Raw genomic sequence first — 16,035 nt, forward strand, 5'->3', positions numbered from 1 at the left:
TGTCCGTTAAGGAAATCGCTGCAAGTGGGTGTTAGAGCTTGCGCCGGTACCAGTGGATCACGATCCAGTCGTACAGCGCGTGGGTAATGATGACCACCAGCAGGTTGTCCGTCAGATAATAGACGAGCCCCAGATAAAGGCCGATGGCTGTCGCAAAGGCGAAATAGAGCCGCGTGATCGCATGGGCCAGGCCGAAGATCACCCCGGCGATCAGGATGGCCAGGAACGCCGGGAGGTGGGTGTCCAGCCAGGTCTGCAGCACGCCGCGAATCAGGAGCTCCTCGCCGAGCCCGGCCAGCAGCGAGATCAGCAGGATGGCCCCCGGCCAGGCGTTACCGAACAGCCGCGCGATGAAGTCGCGCACCTGGCCCGAAAGGGTGTCATAGGCGGACCCGCCGAAATGCGCGACCAGCCCCAGCATCGCCAGCATCGGCAGGACCGCGATCACCCCGATCAGCGCATGATCCGGATCCCAGTGCAGGTGCTCGCCGAGCGGAATCCCGGCGATTGCGGCCAGGAAGAATGCCAGGGGGATCAGAGCGGCCTGGAACATCAGGCCGATCAGGAGGGGGTGGCTGCGCAGGTTCATGGGCGCAGGGTAGCGCACCATGGGGTGGTTACGTGGTTTCCGTCAGCGCATGCACATGGCTGCGCACGCTGCGTGCCAGCGCCGCGAGATCGTAGCCACCTTCCAGCACCGAGACCAGGCGGCCACCCGCGAGCCGTTCGGCAATCGCGACCAGCTTGCGCGTGATCCACTCGAAGTCACTCTCGAGCAGATTGAGCCCAGCGAGCGGGTCGTCCCGGTGGGCATCGAACCCGGCCGACACCAGGATCAGCTCGGGCCGGAATCGCTCCAGGGCGGACAGCCAGTCGCGTTCGATCGCCATACGAAAGGCGGGACCGTCTGTCCCCGCCGCAAGCGGTGTATGGACGAGGTGCTCGCGCCGGGACAGCGGGCGGTTCGGATAGAACGGATGCTGGAAGCTGGAGCAGAACAGCACCCGGGGGTCATCGCGAAAGATGTCCTCGGTCCCGTTGCCGTGATGGACGTCGAAGTCCGCGATTGCAACACGGCTCAGGCCGTGTACGTCCAGGGCCCAGAGCGCCGCGACCGCCACGTTGTTGAGCAGGCAAAAGCCCATCGCCCGGTCCCGCTCCGCGTGGTGTCCCGGAGGGCGAACTGCGCAGAAGGCATTGGTGGACTTGCCATCAAGGACCTGGCGCGTCCCTTCGATTGCCGCGCCGGCTGCATGGTGGGCCGCGCGAATGGAATGTTCGTTGATGTGCGTGTCGGGGTCCACGGCAACGCGAACGCCCGGGTCGGGTTGTGCCGCGTGGATCGCGTCCACATAGGCGCGGGTGTGGGCGTGCAAAAGGTCCTCGTCGGTGGCCGCCGGCGGGTCCTCGATGCGTTCCAGTCCATTCAGGTTTTGCAGTGCCGCATCGATCGCGGCCAGGCGCTGCGGGCACTCCGGGTGTCCGGGCCCGCCATCGTGAAGCCGGCAGGCGGGGTGGGTGATGTACAGGGTGCGGGTCATCGGCATCGACCTCGGCATAGTGGCCGCGGGGAACGGCAGGGTTCAGCGCAACTGGCTGTCCTTGGAGGCGCGCCGGTTGTAGGGGCTGAAGCCCGCGTTCGCCTCGTCATGCGCTTCCTGGCAGGGGACGCACAGGCGTACGCCGGGCAGGGCACGGCGGCGGGCCTCGGGGATCGTGGCCCCGCATTCCTCGCACGTCTCCAGGCTCTCGCCCTCGGGGAGCTGGCTGCGCACACGTGCCAGCGCGTCCTCGAAGGTGTCGTCGATCTGCTCCTGTTCCGCGCCGTCTTTGGACCAGCCACCCGCCATCACACCGCTCCGTCAACACCTGTGGGTGTTAGATACCCAGGCCCTGGGAGGGAGTTCCCGAGGCGTTAGTCGCCGTGGCCGAATTCACGGGCGACGTAGTCGATGTCCTTGTCGCCCCGGCCGGACAGGTTGGCGAGGATCGTGACGCCGGGATTCTCGCGGCCATATTTCATCGCCCAGGCGACGGCATGGGCACTCTCCAGCGCCGGAATGATGCCCTCGGCTCGCGACAGTCGATAGAAGGCCTCCAGCGTTTCGTCGTCACTGATCGCATGGTAGGCCACGCGCTCGATGGTCTTCAGGTAGGAGTGCTCCGGGCCGACGCCGGGGTAGTCGAGGCCCGAGGCGATGGAGTGGACCGGGGCCGGGTTGCCTTCCTCGTCGGCCAGCAACATGCACTTGAAGCCGTGGATCATGCCGGGCTTGCCGTAGGTCATGGTGGCGGAGTGCTCGCCCAGCTTCGTGCCGCGTCCGAGTGGCTCGACCCCGTTCAGCTGTACGCCGGTGTCCTCGATGAAGCCCGCAAACATGCCCATCGCGTTGGATCCGCCGCCAACGCAGGCGACCACGTGATCGGGCAATTCGCCGCCGGTCATCTCCATGAACTGCTCGCGCGCCTTGATGCCGACCACCGACTGGAAGTTGCGCACCATCAGCGGGAAGGGGTGCGGACCCACCACGGAGCCGATCGCGAACAGCGCCTCGTCGGCCTGGGACAGGTAGGACTGGAAGGCCGAGTCGACGGCCTCCTTGAGCGAACGACCGCCGAGGGAGACCGGCACGACCTGTGCGCCCATGAGCTTCATGCGGGTGACGTTGGGCGCTTCCTTGGCGATGTCGATCTCGCCCATGTGGATTTCGCATTCCATGCCGAAGTAGGCAGCTGCCGTGGCTAGCGCGACCCCGTGCTGGCCGGCGCCGGTCTCGGCGATCAGCTTGCGCTTGCCCATGTGCTTGGCCAGCAGGGCCTCGCCCATGCAGTGGTTCAGCTTGTGTGCTCCGGAGTGGTTCAGGTCTTCGCGCTTGAGATAGATATGTGCGCCGGCCTCGCGGCTCAGGTTGTGGGCGTAGTACACCGGGGTGGGGCGACCCTGATAGTGCTTGCGGATGTAGCGCAGCTCGTTCAGGAAATCGGCCGAGCGGGCGAGGGCGAGGTAGGCCCGGTTGATTTCGGCAAAATGCGGTTCCAGTTCGGGGGGCAGGAACGCACCCCCGAATTCGCCGAAATAACCTTCCTGGTTCGGAAAATCCTTCAGATACGACATCGCCCGCCCTCGTGCATGTTTGAAAGGGCAAATGATCCTGTCCCGGGCGCCCGTTGCCAAGCACGTTTGCTTAAACGCGGCCCTCAGGAACGCGAGAGGCGGTCGCAGACCTGGGCGGTGAGTTCCAGGGAGCGACGACGGGCCTCGTGATCAAAGGTCGTGGTGGTCAGGATCAGTTCGTCGACCTGAGTGGCTTCAAGAAAGCGGCGCATCTCCCGCTCGACGGTGTCGGGTGCCCCGATCGCGGAGCAGGCCATGGTCTGTTCGACAATCGCCCGCTCCGTGCGGTCGAGCTGCTCACGGTAGTGCGGAATCGGGGGTTGGATCGGCTCCGGCCGGCCGCGGCGCAGGCTGATGAAGGCCTGTTCCATGGAACTGGCCAGCGTCTGCGCATCGGTATCGGTGTCGGCCACATAGACGTTGTAGCCGGCCATCACCCAGGGTGCGTCCAGCTCCGGGGAGGGCCGGAACTCGCGGCGGTAGATCGCGATCGCGTCATGTAGTTGTCCCGGGGCGAAGTGCGAGGCAAAGGCGTAGGGCAGCCCCAGGTACGCTGCGAGCTGGGCCCCGAAAAGGCTGGACCCGAGGATCCAGACGGGAACGCGCGAACCGGCGCCCGGGATCGCACGAATGGCCTGATCGGGAACGGGATCGGCGAGATAGCTCTGCAGCTCCGCGACATCCCGCGGGAACTGGTCGGGGTCGCTCTCCGCGCTGCGGCGCAGGGCACGGGCTGTCGCCGGGTCCGTGCCCGGCGCCCGTCCGAGCCCGAGGTCGATTCGACCGGGAAACAGAGCATTCAGGGTGCCGAACTGCTCGGCCACGATCAGCGGCGCATGGTTGGGCAGCATGATGCCGCCGGCACCCACGCGGATCCGCGTCGTGGCGGCCGCCACCTGGCCGATTACCACCGCAGTCGCGGCACTGGCGATCCCGGGCATGTTGTGGTGTTCGGCGAGCCAGTAGCGTCCAAATCCGAGTTTCTCCGCCAACTGGGCCAGATCTAGGGTGTTGTGAAGGGCCTGGCCGGCGTCAGCGTGCGCGGTGATCGGAGCGAGATCGAGAACTGAATATTGAGTCATTCGCCCATTATACGCCCGCTGCGGTCCCCTTCCCGGGATCCAGGGTGCGCTTCCTCATTCCCGCGAAACGCGGTAGACGAACTAGTTTTCTAATTCGTTAATGTGTGATCGAAACTTGCGCATCGAATGTCTGAATAAGCACCTGCTGACGTTCCCATAATATTGGTATGGCCATGTATGTCTGCACCCCTGCTGCCTGACCAGTTCCACTAAGTTTGCTTTTGCTGTTCGGCAATTGTTGAAACTGAATCACCCCAGTCTCAACGATTGGATTACTATGGCTTCTCTCATCCATTGGTCACGAGATCCCTGTCAGGGAATGGCCGTGGTGGTCTCCTGTACATGCAGGGTTTTGTATATCGCGTCACAAAAAATCCCCTCTGAAGGGGTGGTGGGTCGTGTAGATTGCTGGCAGGAAATTGGTATTGGCCTCCCTTAACATGGGTTAAGGGTTGTCGCTCACGAATATTAACTTGGGTTAAGGGCGTGGCGTAGCTTTCGCGTCGTGAATCCTCTGCACTGTGAGCGTCGACGGAGCTGGGTGCGGCCCTCGCGAAACACGATATTCGTCGCATCAACAGAAGACCAAGGCCGGTGCGTTTTAGGAGAACGGATGACTGTAAGAACACCGGAAGAAATCGAGAACGAGCGTCGCACTGTGCTCGTGAACATCTTTGCAACGTCAGGTTCATTGATTTTGTTTATCTTTGGCATTCTGTCGATGTCGGCGGGGTTCGTGGTTCTGGGTTCTGTTGTCCTTGGGGCATCGGTATTAAGTTTAGGATTGATGGTATATGGTCGGCTGTCTGGAAGGATCAGAACGGTTAGTTACCTTTTCTCAGCACTTGCGTTCATGTTGGCAATCTTCCTTGTTGTTCATGGTGGTGTGAAAGGTGCCGGAGCCTACTTTTCCTTCCCGCTGGCTATCATCATGGTGATGACAGGATTTACGAGCGTTCGTTTTACATTGACGATTTGTTCCCTTTTTCTATCGGTTGTCGCGCTTGCACTTTTTGGCCCAGTAGACGAGGGATTGGTTTATCCCTATGGCGCCGATGAAAAGATGCACATCATGCTCGGGCTGGCCGTTCTCGTTTTGCTGGCGGTGTTCTCGGAATGGATACGGTTGAGTTCCTACTCCGCAACGCTCAACACCCACGAGCAACTCAGGACGGATGCACGATACGACGCGTTGACCAAACTGCTGAACAGGCGTGGGTTCGAGGAAGCGATGGCAGGTCTCCCCCCCGAACGCTTTCCTGTGGTGCTGGCGATACTGGATCTGGATCATTTCAAGTCAGTGAATGACGAGCACGGGCACGAGGCGGGAGACCATGCACTTCGCGCCTTTGCCCGGCATCTGCGCCCCTGTGTGAGGGGAGGGGATCTGCTTTGCCGCTGGGGGGGGAAGAGTTCCTCTTGCTGATCACCGAAGCCGGGCCAGACGAGGCCTTGGCCGTCGTGGACGACATTCGAATCGGCTTCGCGAGGACGGTGTTGCCCGTTGGCGAAAACGGCTTGAAGCTGACCTTTAGTGCGGGGTTGTCTTGCTTGCAGAATGCCGGGGGATTTGAACAGGCATTGGTCGAAGCCGATGAAAGCCTCTATCGCGCCAAGGACAGGGGGCGCAACCATCTAGAGTTGTCTGAAGCGGAAAATACGGCGGGGGAACCTGACGATGCCGGGCTTCAGCCTGTGTCTGCCGCGGTACCCCGGAACAAAGACCAGGAACCTCCAGATATTCTCCCGGCTTGAGCCCGTAATGCAGGGTTCCTTCATGGAATCCATCAGGGCCTCTGGGCATCGTCGGTCGGCTTCCTTCAACGGTGCCATTCTGGTGCCGACGTCTCCCCTGATGGCCGTCTCTCGATCGCCTGGCGAACGCATTAAAGGCTTCTTCAACGGCCGTTCGCCGTTCGGCCAACGGGCGGGAAGGCTCTCGGAATAGCGGCCAGCAGAACGGCCGATTGAGGGCCTCCCACGAGGCAGTTCGTGCCAGGGGAACCTTGGATCAGGGCCTGCGTTCAGTCGGTGCATGGTTCGGGAGCGAGGAACCTAACCAGGGGGTACATCGCGGCGAACGGAAGGTTTGCGTCATCTGGGCCGTCTCCTGTTCAACAGGGGCGCAATACTCGTGGGCTTTATTTTATTCAATCCATTGGCGGCCGATGGCGGCCTTTCTGTCTACGCCTCTGTACACGGCTGCTGCCGCGGTGGGCGATGGTTGCGGCCCATCCGGTGTCAGGGCGGTTTGTTGCCGAGCGTGGCGGTCCGCACTCGACACGGCTGGCCTCCCGTGTGGGGCGGCGAATGGCAGTGCGGGAAGGGCTACCGCAGGGCAGCAGGGAGTTTGACGAGCGCGACAGGATGCTTGCGCTGACCAGGGCCAGGAGGGCGAGCCCGGCGTTTCCGACGGAGGGGGCGGATGGCTGGAAGGACACCCGAGGCGATCGAGGCCGAGCGTCGCGTACTGCTCGTATCGCTGTTTGCGACCGTCGGTTCGACGATCCTCGTGATATTCGGGACATTGGCCGTGATGGCCGGGCGCTCCGGCCTGGCGCTGGTGCTCCTGGTGACGGCGGTCCTGTGTCTGGCGTTCATGTTGTATAGCCGCCTGACGGGACGAGCTCGGGATGTGAGCTACTTCCTTTCGGCGCTCGCCTTTCTACTGGGGGTCTTTCTGATCCTGCACGGGGGTGTGGAAGGCACTGGCGTCTATTTCGCGTTTCCGGTGGCGATCATCATGGTGATGGCCGGGTTCACCAGTGTGCGTTTCACCATGTGGGTTTGCGCGCTGTTCATCGCGGTCGTGGCGCTGGGGCTGTACGGGCCCTATAGCCAGGAATGGGTCTACCCCTACAGCCTGGTGGAGAAGAGCCGGATCATGGTGGCCCTCGCGGCGCTGGTTCTGCTGGCCGTGCTTGCCGAGTGGATGCGGGTGCGCTCGTACTCCGCGACGGTCGATACCCATGAACAACTGAGCGTCGACGCGCGCCGGGACCCCCTGACAGGGTTGTTGAACCGGTGAGGCTTCGAGGAAGCGATCGCCGAGTTTCCATCGGAACGTTTTCCCGCGGTGCTTTCGTTGATGGATCTCGATCATTTCAAGACCGTCAATGACGTGCATGGCCACGAGGCAGGCGATGAAGTGATCCGTGCCTTTGCCGAGCATCTTCGCCGCAATCTCAAGGGCCGCGATCTCCTTTGCCGCTGGGGTGGCGAGGAGTTTGTGGTGCTCCTGGGCCATGCGCAGCCGGATGAGGGATGGGCCGTACTCGACGACATTCGACGGGCCTTCGCCGGCACGACGCTCCCGATTGGCGGCAATGGACTGCGAGTAACGTTCAGCGCGGGGCTGGCCAGTATGCGCGATGCACGAGATTTCGAGACGGCCCTCGCCCGGGCGGACCAGTGCCTCTACCACGCCAAGGACGCCGGACGTAATCGCCTTCAAATCGCGGAGACCGAGGACAAGCAGCGAGTTGTCCAGCCGGTTGGATGATGCGGGTCTATAGTCCGGGGATGAGGACGGCAAGAGGGCCACAGCATGGGCATCGCGAGAACCCTGAGTGATTATCTGGCGGCGCAGGGCGTCTCCTTTGAATTGGTCCGGCATCCGTATGCCAGCAGTGCTACTCGCACGGCGGAGGCCGCGCATGTGCCAGGGGACCGGTTGGCGAAGGCTGTTCTCGTCGAGGATGCGGGGCATTACATGCTGGCCATCCTGCCGGCATCACGGCGCCTGCATCTTGGACAACTCCACCACCTGATCGGAGAACATGTCGGCCTGGCCACAGAGCAGGAGGTGGCGGAACGCTTCCCCGACTGTGCCCTGGGGGCGATTCCGGCCCTGGCCGCGCCGTATGGTCTCGAGCCCATCCTGGACGAACATGCCCCCACCGAAGGGGATGTCTACCTGGAGGGTGGTGACCACGAGACCCTGGTCAAGCTGCCCGCCCTGGCCTGGAGAGACCTGCTGGGAGCGGCTCGGCACGGACTGTTCAGCCGGCATTTGTAACGTCATCCGGTTGCGCCACCGGCTGGGGCGGTGAATGCTGCGTACATGAAAATCGCGATTCGCTTGCAGGGACTGGTACGCAGCTATAACGGCACTCGCGCCGTCGATGGTGTCGATCTGGAAGTCCCAACCGGGAGTATCCTGGGTCTGTTGGGGCCGAATGGTGCTGGAAAGACCACGATCGTTCGCATGCTCGCCACCCTGATCGCTCCGGATGCGGGGACGGCGGAGGTCGGCGGCTTCGATGTGGTGCACGATGCAGCGCGGGTGCGCGAGATCATCGGCCTGACCGGGCAGTACGCCTCGGTCGACGAGAAGCTGACGGGGCGCGAGAACCTGTTGTTGATTTCACGACTACTGGGTCTGGGCCGTCGCGATGCGCGTCGGCGTGCGGACGAGCTGCTGGGGCAGTTTCATCTTCTCAATGCGGCGAATCGTCCGGCACAGACCTATTCCGGTGGCATGCGGCGCCGTCTGGATCTGGCGGCGAGCCTGGTGGGGAATCCCGCCATACTCTTTCTCGACGAGCCGACCACGGGGCTCGACCCGCGGGCGCGACGTGACCTGTGGCGCCTGGTAAGGGAACTGCGGGCGCAGGGCACCACCGTCCTGCTCACGACGCAGTACCTCGACGAAGCGGACGCCCTGGCGGATCGAATCGTGGTGCTGGATCGCGGACGGATTATCGCCGAGGGGACCGCCTCGGAGCTGAAGGAACGCGTGGGTGGACGCTCCCTGTTCGTGGTGCTGGCGGATGTCACCCGGATAGACGATGCGGCCGAGGTGATCGCGCGGACGGTCGGGGAACGGCCGCAGGCGAGGGACAACACCCTGAGTGTGGCCGTGACGACCAGTGCCGTAGTGCCGAAGGTGCTGCGGGCTCTGGACCAGGCGGGCATTGAGGTTGTCGAGGTCGGCTTGCGCACCGCGAGCCTTGATGATGTCTTTCTGGCCCTTACCGGTCATGCCGCCGAGGCAACGGCGGAGCCGGCGGAGGAGGGCACATGAAGGTACTCGACCAGACCCTGGCTCTGGCGTGGCGAAGTCTCGTGCAGGTGCGCCGCAATCCGTGGGAGCTGGGGGATTATTCCATCCAGCCGATCCTGTTTCTGGTGCTTTTCCTGTATGTGTTCGGCGGAGCGGTCGCGGGCTCGACCGAAGCCTACCTGCCGTTTGTGCTGCCGGGCGTGATCGCGATGAACATGCTGTTTGTCACCGTCTATGTCGGGCATGGCCTGAACACCGATCTGACGCGTGGGGTGTTCGACCGCTTTCGCGCCCTGCCGATTCCGCGCTGGGCGCCGCTGGCGGGGCGGATCCTGGCCGATCTTCTGAAACAGGCGCTTTGTATCGCGCTGCTGCTGGTCGTGGGGGTGTTGCTGGGCTTCCGGATCGAGACGTCGGTTTGGGAGGTGCTGGCGATGGTGGCGCTGGTGCTGGTCTTCGCGTCGGCCGCATCCTGGATGATGGTGCTGGTCGGCGTATTGTCGCGTGATCCGGAGCATGTCCAGCTGTTCGGTTTTACGGCGTTGTTCCCGGTCACGTTCGTCTCCACCGCCTTTGTCCCGCTGGAGACGATGCCTGCCGTCCTGCAGCCCTTTGTGCAGGCCAACCCCGTCTCGTTGCTGGCGGACGCCTCGCGTGCCCTGCTGAGTGGGGGGCATGCGCTGGAGCCCGCTTTGTGGACCCTTGTGTGGGCTGCCGTGATAGCGGTGATCTTTGCACCGCTGTCCGTCTGGGCCCTGAATCGGCGTCTGGCTCGGGGCTAAGGGGCAGGAGAAACAAGGGTCCGGAACTACATACGCAGGTCCACGCGTTCAGAGCCCGGCGCGTCGATGCCGCGGTGCAGCAGTAGCGTACCGCTTGCGTTCAGGAGTTCGGTGGTCAGCTGGCGAAAGCGCACGACGGTCTCGGTCAGGCGCAGACGGCTCTCGAGCAAGTCGCGCTGGGCCTGGGCCACGGCCAGTGCCGTCCCTGCGCCGACGCGATAGCGGGTCTGTTCCACGCGCAAGAGTTCTTCCTGGAGCTCGATGGTCTCTTCCTGGGCGCGAATCTGCTCCCGAACGCGGGCGGCGTCGAACCAGACGGCGCGCACGTCTTCGATCGCCAACTGCTCCAGATTGGCGAGGGTTTCGCTGATTTGCTGGCGCGTCAGGCGCGCGCGTGTGTGTTCCGCCTCGGCGGCACGGTTGCCGATCGGCATCTCGAACCGCAGTCCGGCGGCGAGGTCGTAGCCGTCGCCCTGGGTGTCGCGGAAGGTACGCCCGAAGCTGTCCGCATAGCCCGATTGTCCAAGCGTGACAAAGAAGTCCAGGCGGGGGAGGAGGCCATTGCGGGTGCGAATGACCTCCAGCTCGTCGCGCTGGACCCGCAGGCGGGTCTCGTTGAGGTCGGCGCGATGGTCGCGCGCCAGTGCCACGTAGGTATCGAGTGGTTCGATCTCGTAGCGGTCGAGGGCCGGCTCGGAACTCGTCAGCAGCCGGGTGTCCCACAGGCCTCCATCACCCTGAATCAGGCGCGCGAGGGTGTCTTGCGCGCGCGCACGCTCGCTGCGCGCGTCGATGAGCCCCTGGCGCCGCAGGGCGACCTCGGCGCGTGCAGAGACGGCTTCGGTTTCCGGGCGATCGCCGGCATCGATGCGGCGCTGGGTCTCGTCGAGTTGCTGGCTCGCGACGGCCAGGGCCTCCTCGAAAATCTCGATCTGCTCGCCGGCCAGCACCAGATCCCAGTAGGCGGTCTCCACGTCGGTTATGAGCTGTTCGACGAACGCGCGGACTTCGTATTCGGTTGCCTCGACGTCCAGGCCGGCCTGTTGCAGGCGCACCAGATTGGATTCGATGCGCCCACCTCGCAGCAGGGCCTGGGTGAGCGTCAGGCCGGCGCGGGACGAGAACTGGGTTTGATCGACGCGCGAACTGGTCGCGCGCTGGCTGCGCACGGACAGGCTCAGGTCGGTACCCGTCGGCAGCGACTGACGAACACCGGCCTCGCCAAAACGCTGGGTCGAGGTGACCTCGTCGGTGTCTTCCTCGGCCTCCTCCAGCAGGCGTACGCTCTGGTCCCGGGTGACCTCGACCTCGGCAAACAGCTCGGGATCGAATACGGCGCGCTCCTGTGCTTCGAAGGTACCGGCAATCGCGGTCTGCAGGCGCTCCGCGCGCAGGCCACGGTTCCCTTCCAGCGCCCGTGCGACAGCTTCTTCGAGGGACAGGGTCTCCTCGCCCACGGGCTCACGGCCAAACGGATCGATGGCCATGAGTTGCTCTGCCGGCAACGATAGGCGCAACCCGTTGCCTGTCGGCTCGTCATCCTCTGCAGTGGCGGGAATGGCCAGGGCCAGCGAGGCCAGCAGTGGCAGGGCGGCACGGTAACGCCTAGGCATTTTCGGCTCCGACTCGGTAGACGGGTTGGGGATGCTTGCCGCGACGGTGGAACAGCAGGTAGAGCGTCGGGATCAGCACCAGGGTGATCAGCGTAGACGACAGCAGTCCGCCGATCACTACGCGTGCCATCGGGGCCTGGGCCTCGCCGCCATCACCCATTCCGATGGCCAGGGGTGAGAGCGCGAGAATCGTGGTCAGCGTGGTCATCAGGATCGGACGCAGGCGCTCGCCGGCGGCGGCCACGACCGCCTCGTGCAGTTCCATTCCGTCATCGCGGTGCCGCCGGGCCATACGGTCCACCAGCAGGATCGCGTTGTTGACGACGATGCCGACCAGCAGCAGGACGCCGATCAGTGACTGCACATTCAACGTGGTGTCGGTGACCAGCAGCGCGCCGGTGACCCCGATGATCGCGAGCGGGATCGAGAACATCACGATCAGGGGATCGCGCAGGGATTCATACAGGCTGGCCATGACCATGTACACGAGCAGGGTGGCCAGCATCGTACCCAGCAGCAGCTCCGAGAATGCGGCTTCCTGTTCTTCGATGTCGCCCGTGACGGAGTAGTCGATCTCCTCGGGCAGCGGGATGTCTGCCAGGGCCTCGCGGACCGAGGCCGCCACTTCGCCCAGCGAGCGATCCCCCAGATTGATGAATAGCGTACGTACGCGGGCCTGTTCACGTCGTTCGATGCTGTCGGGCCCGATCTCGGTGTCGAAGGAAATCAGGCTGCGCAAGGCGACGCGTTCGCCGTCCTCGCTGCGCACGGTCAGGTTGAGCAGGTCCTCCAGTGAGCTCTGATCCGCGTCGCGCAACTGGACCCAGATCCGGGTCTCGTCGCCCCCCGCACGCAGCTGGCCGGCGCTGGAGCCGCCCAGCGCGGTTTCCAGCGTCTGGGCAATAGTGCGTACATCCACGCCGAGATCTGCAGCGCGATCGCGATGGATGCGAGTGGCGAACTCGGGCTGGCCGCCATCGGTTCCCACCCGCGTGTCGGTAATGCCGGGGACATCGGCCAGCGCCTCCTCGAACCGCTCGAGCACCGCATTCATGGTCGACAGCTCGAAGCCGCGCACTTCGACCGACAGGCGTTCCTCGTCATCGCCGCGGCCGAATCCGCGGAAGAAGATGTTGCTGGAGGCGCGGACACGGATCTCGGTTCCCGGTGGGGTACCCAGGGCCTCGCGCAGGGCAGCGGCAATCTCCTCCGAAGAACGGCTGCGACTGTCGCGCGAGCCGACCATTACGCGCATGTTGCCGGAGGCGGGCGACGATGCCCTGAAGGCAGAGGCGCCAGAGCTGGACACCAGGTTCTGGAGCTCAGGCACCTCGTCGCGAATCACCTCTTCCAGGCTGGCCATGGTGGAGTACAGTTCGTCGAGTGGTGTCCCCGGTTCCATGGAGACATGCACGCGCAGTTCGCCCTCGTCGGTGGCCGGTAGAAATTCGGTGCCGACGCCACGCAGACCGGCCAGTGCGATGACCATCAGCAAGGCACTGACCCCGATCACCATCCAGGGATGCGCCAGCGTGCCGCGCAAAAGGCCCTGGTAGCGCCGTTCCATGCGGGCGAGGGCGCTGGTGTCGCGCCCGGGCATCGGGGCGCGTGCCATCAGCATCGGCACCACGGTCAGGGCCACGATCAGCGAGGCGGCCAGCGCGAAGGCCACCACAGCGGCGAGTGGTTTGAACAGCTGCCCGGCCAGTTCCTGGGCGAAGAACAACGGCAGGAAGATGGCGACGGTGGTCAGCGTACTGGCGATGATTGCGGGTGCCACACGCCCCGTACCAGTGACGGCCGCCTCGATGGCGCTTTGCTCCGCGTGTTCCTCTCGCCTTCGGGCGATGCTCTCGATCACTACGATCGCGTTGTCGACCATCAGTCCCACACCCAATGCGATCCCGCCCATGGTCATCAGGTTGAGCGAGTGCCCGCCGAAGTAGACGAGGCCAAACGTCGAGATGACCGCGAGAGGAATCGCGGTGGCCGCCACCAGCGTGTAACGAATGTTGCGCAGGAAGACCAGCAGGACCAAAACGGCCAGTGCGCTCCCGTAGAGGATGGACTGCCCGACATTGGTAATGGAGCTGCGGATGAAGCCCGCCTCGTCCGTTACCGCGCGGATGTCGATCTGCGGGAAGTCGCGGTTGAGACGGACCAGTTCGGCGTGGACCGCCTCGGACACCTCGACGGTATTCGCATCCGCCAATTTGCGCACGGCCAGCTGGACACCTTCTTCCTGGTTGACCCGGAAACGACGGGTGACGCGCTGGTGGGTATCGCGGACCTCGGCGACTTGATGCAGGTAGGTGACGCCATCTTCGCTGCGCTGGACCACGGTATCGCGTATCTCGCCCACCGAGCGGAACTCGGCTGGTGTACGCAGCCGGTATTCACGGCGACCGTCCATGATCGGGCCACCAGGGGTAATCACGTTGGCATCGCGAATCCGGTTGCGCAGGTCGTCCAGCCCCAGGTCGATCGCCTGTATCCGGTCTGGGTCGACCTCGACGCGCACTTCCCTTTCCAGTCCCCCAAACGTATCCACCGCGGCCACGCCGGGGATGCGCTCCAGGCGGGGGGCAATGCGGTTGTCGATCAGGGTGCGCAGATGGATGGCGTCGAGCTGCGAGCCGACGCCCAGGCGCATGATGGGCGAGTCCTGGGTGTCGAACTGGCGCACCAGGGGCCGGTCTGCCTCATCCGGCAGCTGACCTTCAATGCGCGCCAGGCGATCGCGCAGGTCATCAACGGCCTGTCGGATATCGGTGCCCCAGGCAAAGTTGACGCGCACATTGCTGTTGCCTGCGGCCGAAGTGGACCGGATCTCCTGGGCCCCGGTGATTGCGGCCGCTGCCTGTTCCACCGGGCGGGTCACCAGTTGCTCGACCTCCTCGGCCCCGGCGTTGGGGTAGGAGGTCATCACCGTGACCACCGGATAGGTGATGTCGGGCAGGAGATCGACCGGGAGGCGGGTCAGCGCGGTCAGGCCCAGGATTACCACGATCAGGGCCACCATGCTGGTCAGCACGGGGCGGTGGACGGTAAGTCGAGCCGGATTCACGGCTCTTCGGTCTCCGACAGGCCCGGGGCGAAGTCCGCCCCGGGCACACTGCGCGGGTCGGTCAGGCGAAGCGGGGTGCCATCGGCGAGCAGGTGCTGCCCGAGCACCACCACTTCGGTGCCCTCGGGCAGCTCGGGCTCCAGCAGTTCGATCCAGTTGCCGTCTCGCACGCCAGTAACGGCCATGTGGCGGCGCGCCGTGGGCCGTTCGCCGCTACGGTCTACGCTGAACAGCGTGGGGCCCGCTTCACGCTGAATGATGGCATCCCGAGGGATCGCCAGGGTGTCCGAGCGCTGGCCAAGGGTGATCGCGGTCTCGACAAACATCCCGGGCCGCAGCCGTTCATCATCGTTCGGTACCTCGACCTCGATCCGCGCCTGGCGCGAACCCGGGCGAAACTCGGGGGAGATCCGCGTGATGGTGCCTTCGAATAACGCGTCGGGGTACGAGGAGGTGCGCACGGTGGCTTCCTGGCCGCGCGAGATCCTCGAATAATCCGCCTCGGTGACGGCCAGGATCGCGCGCACCGGCTGCAGGGTGACGAGTGCCAGCGCGGGTTCGTTGGCGCTGATCACTGAACCGGGGTCGACCAGGCGCTCGGCCACCCAGCGGGTGGTGCTTCCCGGGTCGGCATCGATACGCGTGTAGCCCAGCTGGATCTCGCGGGTACGCAGGGCAGAGCGGCGTTGTCGGATCTGCGACTCGGCCAGGGCGACCCGGGTCTGGGCCAGGGCGAGCTCGGTCTCGGCGGCCTCCAGTTCCGAGCGAGAGGCGATCCCCTGGTCCCGCAACTCGCGGGTGCGCTGCAGGTCGCGCTGGGCGGCGTTGCGGCTGGCGACGGCCTCCGCCAGGCTGGCTTCGGCCACTTCAAGTTCCGCTTCGGCCTGGGTGACGTCCTGCTCGAATTCCTCGGTATCCAGCTGCAGCAGGGGGTCGCCCGGCTCGACTCGGTCGCCCAGGTTCACGAAGACCTCGGCCACACGGCCCCCGACGCGCGGAGTGATCACAATGCGGTCGCCACCCTCGATACTGCCGGTGAAACGGCGGCGTTCCACCAGATCCTGCTGTTGCACGCTGGCCACGGCGACGGCCACGGGCCGTGTCTCGCCGCCACCCGCGCGCGCGGAAGAGGCCTGTTCGTCGTCCGGGCCCCAAAAGAGCCATGCGAGTACACCGCCCGCCAACAGGAACAGGACCAAGGTGATCAGGGTGGAGAGCTTGGGCATGCACGCGGGCTCGAAATGGGTGAACGGGATCACGGTATGCTGCGAGTGTGCCGCAAGCGGCTGAATCGCGCATGAACCTCGTTCACTTTGCTGATTTCCGTTCAAATGGCGCGGACAGGTGCCTAAAAACAACGATGGGCGAGGT

The 16,035-nt window shown here is 64.5% G+C and carries 11 protein-coding genes and 2 pseudogenes; 5 read left to right on the plus strand and 8 right to left on the minus strand.

Translation table 11 applies throughout. From position 1 onward, the window contains the following. Window positions 1-31 precede the first annotated feature (31 nt). The 5 genes from F813_RS0107680 to F813_RS0107700 form a co-directional block, all read right to left on the minus strand. Window positions 32-589 carry a CPBP family intramembrane glutamic endopeptidase gene (locus F813_RS0107680; protein WP_026148197.1) on the minus strand — a complete coding sequence of 186 codons (558 nt, stop codon included), beginning with the start codon at window positions 587-589 and terminating at the stop codon, window positions 32-34. Window positions 590-617: 28 nt separating this feature from the next. Beyond that, window positions 618-1,547 (minus strand): histone deacetylase family protein, encoded by a 930-nt coding sequence (locus F813_RS0107685; RefSeq protein ID WP_017926108.1) that lies wholly within the window; start codon window positions 1,545-1,547, stop codon window positions 618-620. A 36-nt stretch (window positions 1,548-1,583) separates the two neighbouring features. Continuing rightward, window positions 1,584-1,850, minus strand: coding sequence for a DksA/TraR family C4-type zinc finger protein (locus F813_RS0107690; protein WP_017926109.1), 267 nt, complete (start codon window positions 1,848-1,850; stop codon window positions 1,584-1,586). 65 nt (window positions 1,851-1,915) lie between these two features. Then, entirely contained in the window at window positions 1,916-3,115 is a 1,200-nt protein-coding gene (gene trpB / locus F813_RS0107695) for a tryptophan synthase subunit beta (RefSeq protein WP_017926110.1), read from the minus strand. A gap of 83 nt (window positions 3,116-3,198) precedes the next feature. Next, a complete protein-coding gene (locus tag F813_RS0107700) occupies window positions 3,199-4,197 on the minus strand; it encodes an LLM class flavin-dependent oxidoreductase (protein ID WP_017926111.1) in 999 nt (332 codons plus the stop codon). A 1,231-nt stretch (window positions 4,198-5,428) separates the two neighbouring features. On the opposite strand from F813_RS0107700, the pseudogene F813_RS14510 reads away from it, so the two are divergent. The 5 genes and pseudogenes from F813_RS14510 (at window position 5,429) to F813_RS0107725 (ending at window position 9,984) form a co-directional block, all read left to right on the plus strand. Next, window positions 5,429-5,952: pseudogene (locus F813_RS14510) on the plus strand (GGDEF domain-containing protein). A gap of 670 nt (window positions 5,953-6,622) precedes the next feature. Continuing rightward, window positions 6,623-7,699, plus strand: a pseudogene (locus F813_RS14630) (diguanylate cyclase domain-containing protein). Window positions 7,700-7,744: 45 nt separating this feature from the next. Beyond that, a complete protein-coding gene (locus F813_RS0107715; RefSeq protein WP_012982748.1) occupies window positions 7,745-8,215 on the plus strand; it encodes an aminoacyl-tRNA deacylase in 471 nt (156 codons plus the stop codon). 45 nt (window positions 8,216-8,260) lie between these two features. After that, window positions 8,261-9,223, plus strand: a complete 963-nt coding sequence (locus tag F813_RS0107720) for a daunorubicin resistance protein DrrA family ABC transporter ATP-binding protein (RefSeq protein ID WP_012982747.1) — start codon at window positions 8,261-8,263, stop codon at window positions 9,221-9,223. Next, a complete protein-coding gene (locus F813_RS0107725; RefSeq protein ID WP_017926117.1) occupies window positions 9,220-9,984 on the plus strand; it encodes an ABC transporter permease in 765 nt (254 codons plus the stop codon). Before F813_RS0107720 ends, F813_RS0107725 begins: the two co-directional genes overlap by 4 nt. Window positions 9,985-10,010: 26 nt before the next feature. Here F813_RS0107725 and F813_RS0107730 read toward each other — a convergent pair whose 3' ends face one another. The 3 genes from F813_RS0107730 to F813_RS0107740 are packed head-to-tail and all read right to left on the minus strand — an operon-like array spanning window position 10,011 to window position 15,890. Then, the gene (locus F813_RS0107730; RefSeq protein ID WP_012982745.1) at window positions 10,011-11,597 is read right to left on the minus strand and encodes a TolC family protein; all 1,587 of its coding nucleotides are present in this window, start codon (window positions 11,595-11,597) and stop codon (window positions 10,011-10,013) included. Continuing rightward, window positions 11,590-14,664 carry an efflux RND transporter permease subunit gene (locus F813_RS0107735; RefSeq protein ID WP_017926118.1) on the minus strand — a complete coding sequence of 1,025 codons (3,075 nt, stop codon included), beginning with the start codon at window positions 14,662-14,664 and terminating at the stop codon, window positions 11,590-11,592. The genes F813_RS0107730 and F813_RS0107735 overlap by 8 nt, the downstream gene beginning before the upstream one ends. Beyond that, the gene (locus tag F813_RS0107740; RefSeq protein ID WP_012982743.1) at window positions 14,661-15,890 is read right to left on the minus strand and encodes an efflux RND transporter periplasmic adaptor subunit; all 1,230 of its coding nucleotides are present in this window, start codon (window positions 15,888-15,890) and stop codon (window positions 14,661-14,663) included. The genes F813_RS0107735 and F813_RS0107740 overlap by 4 nt, the downstream gene beginning before the upstream one ends. Window positions 15,891-16,035 lie beyond the last annotated feature (145 nt).

It is taken from the genome of Thioalkalivibrio sp. HL-Eb18, from assembly GCF_000364985.1.
In the GTDB taxonomy this organism is placed as follows: domain Bacteria; phylum Pseudomonadota; class Gammaproteobacteria; order Ectothiorhodospirales; family Ectothiorhodospiraceae; genus Thioalkalivibrio.

Coding starts and splice junctions, on each gene's coding strand:
- F813_RS0107725 (WP_017926117.1), top strand. CDS start 9,220: ATGAAGGTACTCGACCAGACCCTGGCTCTGGCGTGGCGAAGTCTCGTG.
- F813_RS0107690 (WP_017926109.1), bottom strand. CDS start 1,850: ATGGCGGGTGGCTGGTCCAAAGACGGCGCGGAACAGGAGCAGATCGAC.
- F813_RS0107720 (WP_012982747.1), top strand. CDS start 8,261: ATGAAAATCGCGATTCGCTTGCAGGGACTGGTACGCAGCTATAACGGC.
- F813_RS0107680 (WP_026148197.1), bottom strand. CDS start 589: ATGAACCTGCGCAGCCACCCCCTCCTGATCGGCCTGATGTTCCAGGCC.
- F813_RS0107685 (WP_017926108.1), bottom strand. CDS start 1,547: ATGCCGATGACCCGCACCCTGTACATCACCCACCCCGCCTGCCGGCTT.
- trpB (WP_017926110.1), bottom strand. CDS start 3,115: ATGTCGTATCTGAAGGATTTTCCGAACCAGGAAGGTTATTTCGGCGAA.
- F813_RS0107730 (WP_012982745.1), bottom strand. CDS start 11,597: ATGCCTAGGCGTTACCGTGCCGCCCTGCCACTGCTGGCCTCGCTGGCC.
- F813_RS0107700 (WP_017926111.1), bottom strand. CDS start 4,197: ATGACTCAATATTCAGTTCTCGATCTCGCTCCGATCACCGCGCACGCT.
- F813_RS0107715 (WP_012982748.1), top strand. CDS start 7,745: ATGGGCATCGCGAGAACCCTGAGTGATTATCTGGCGGCGCAGGGCGTC.
- F813_RS0107740 (WP_012982743.1), bottom strand. CDS start 15,890: ATGCCCAAGCTCTCCACCCTGATCACCTTGGTCCTGTTCCTGTTGGCG.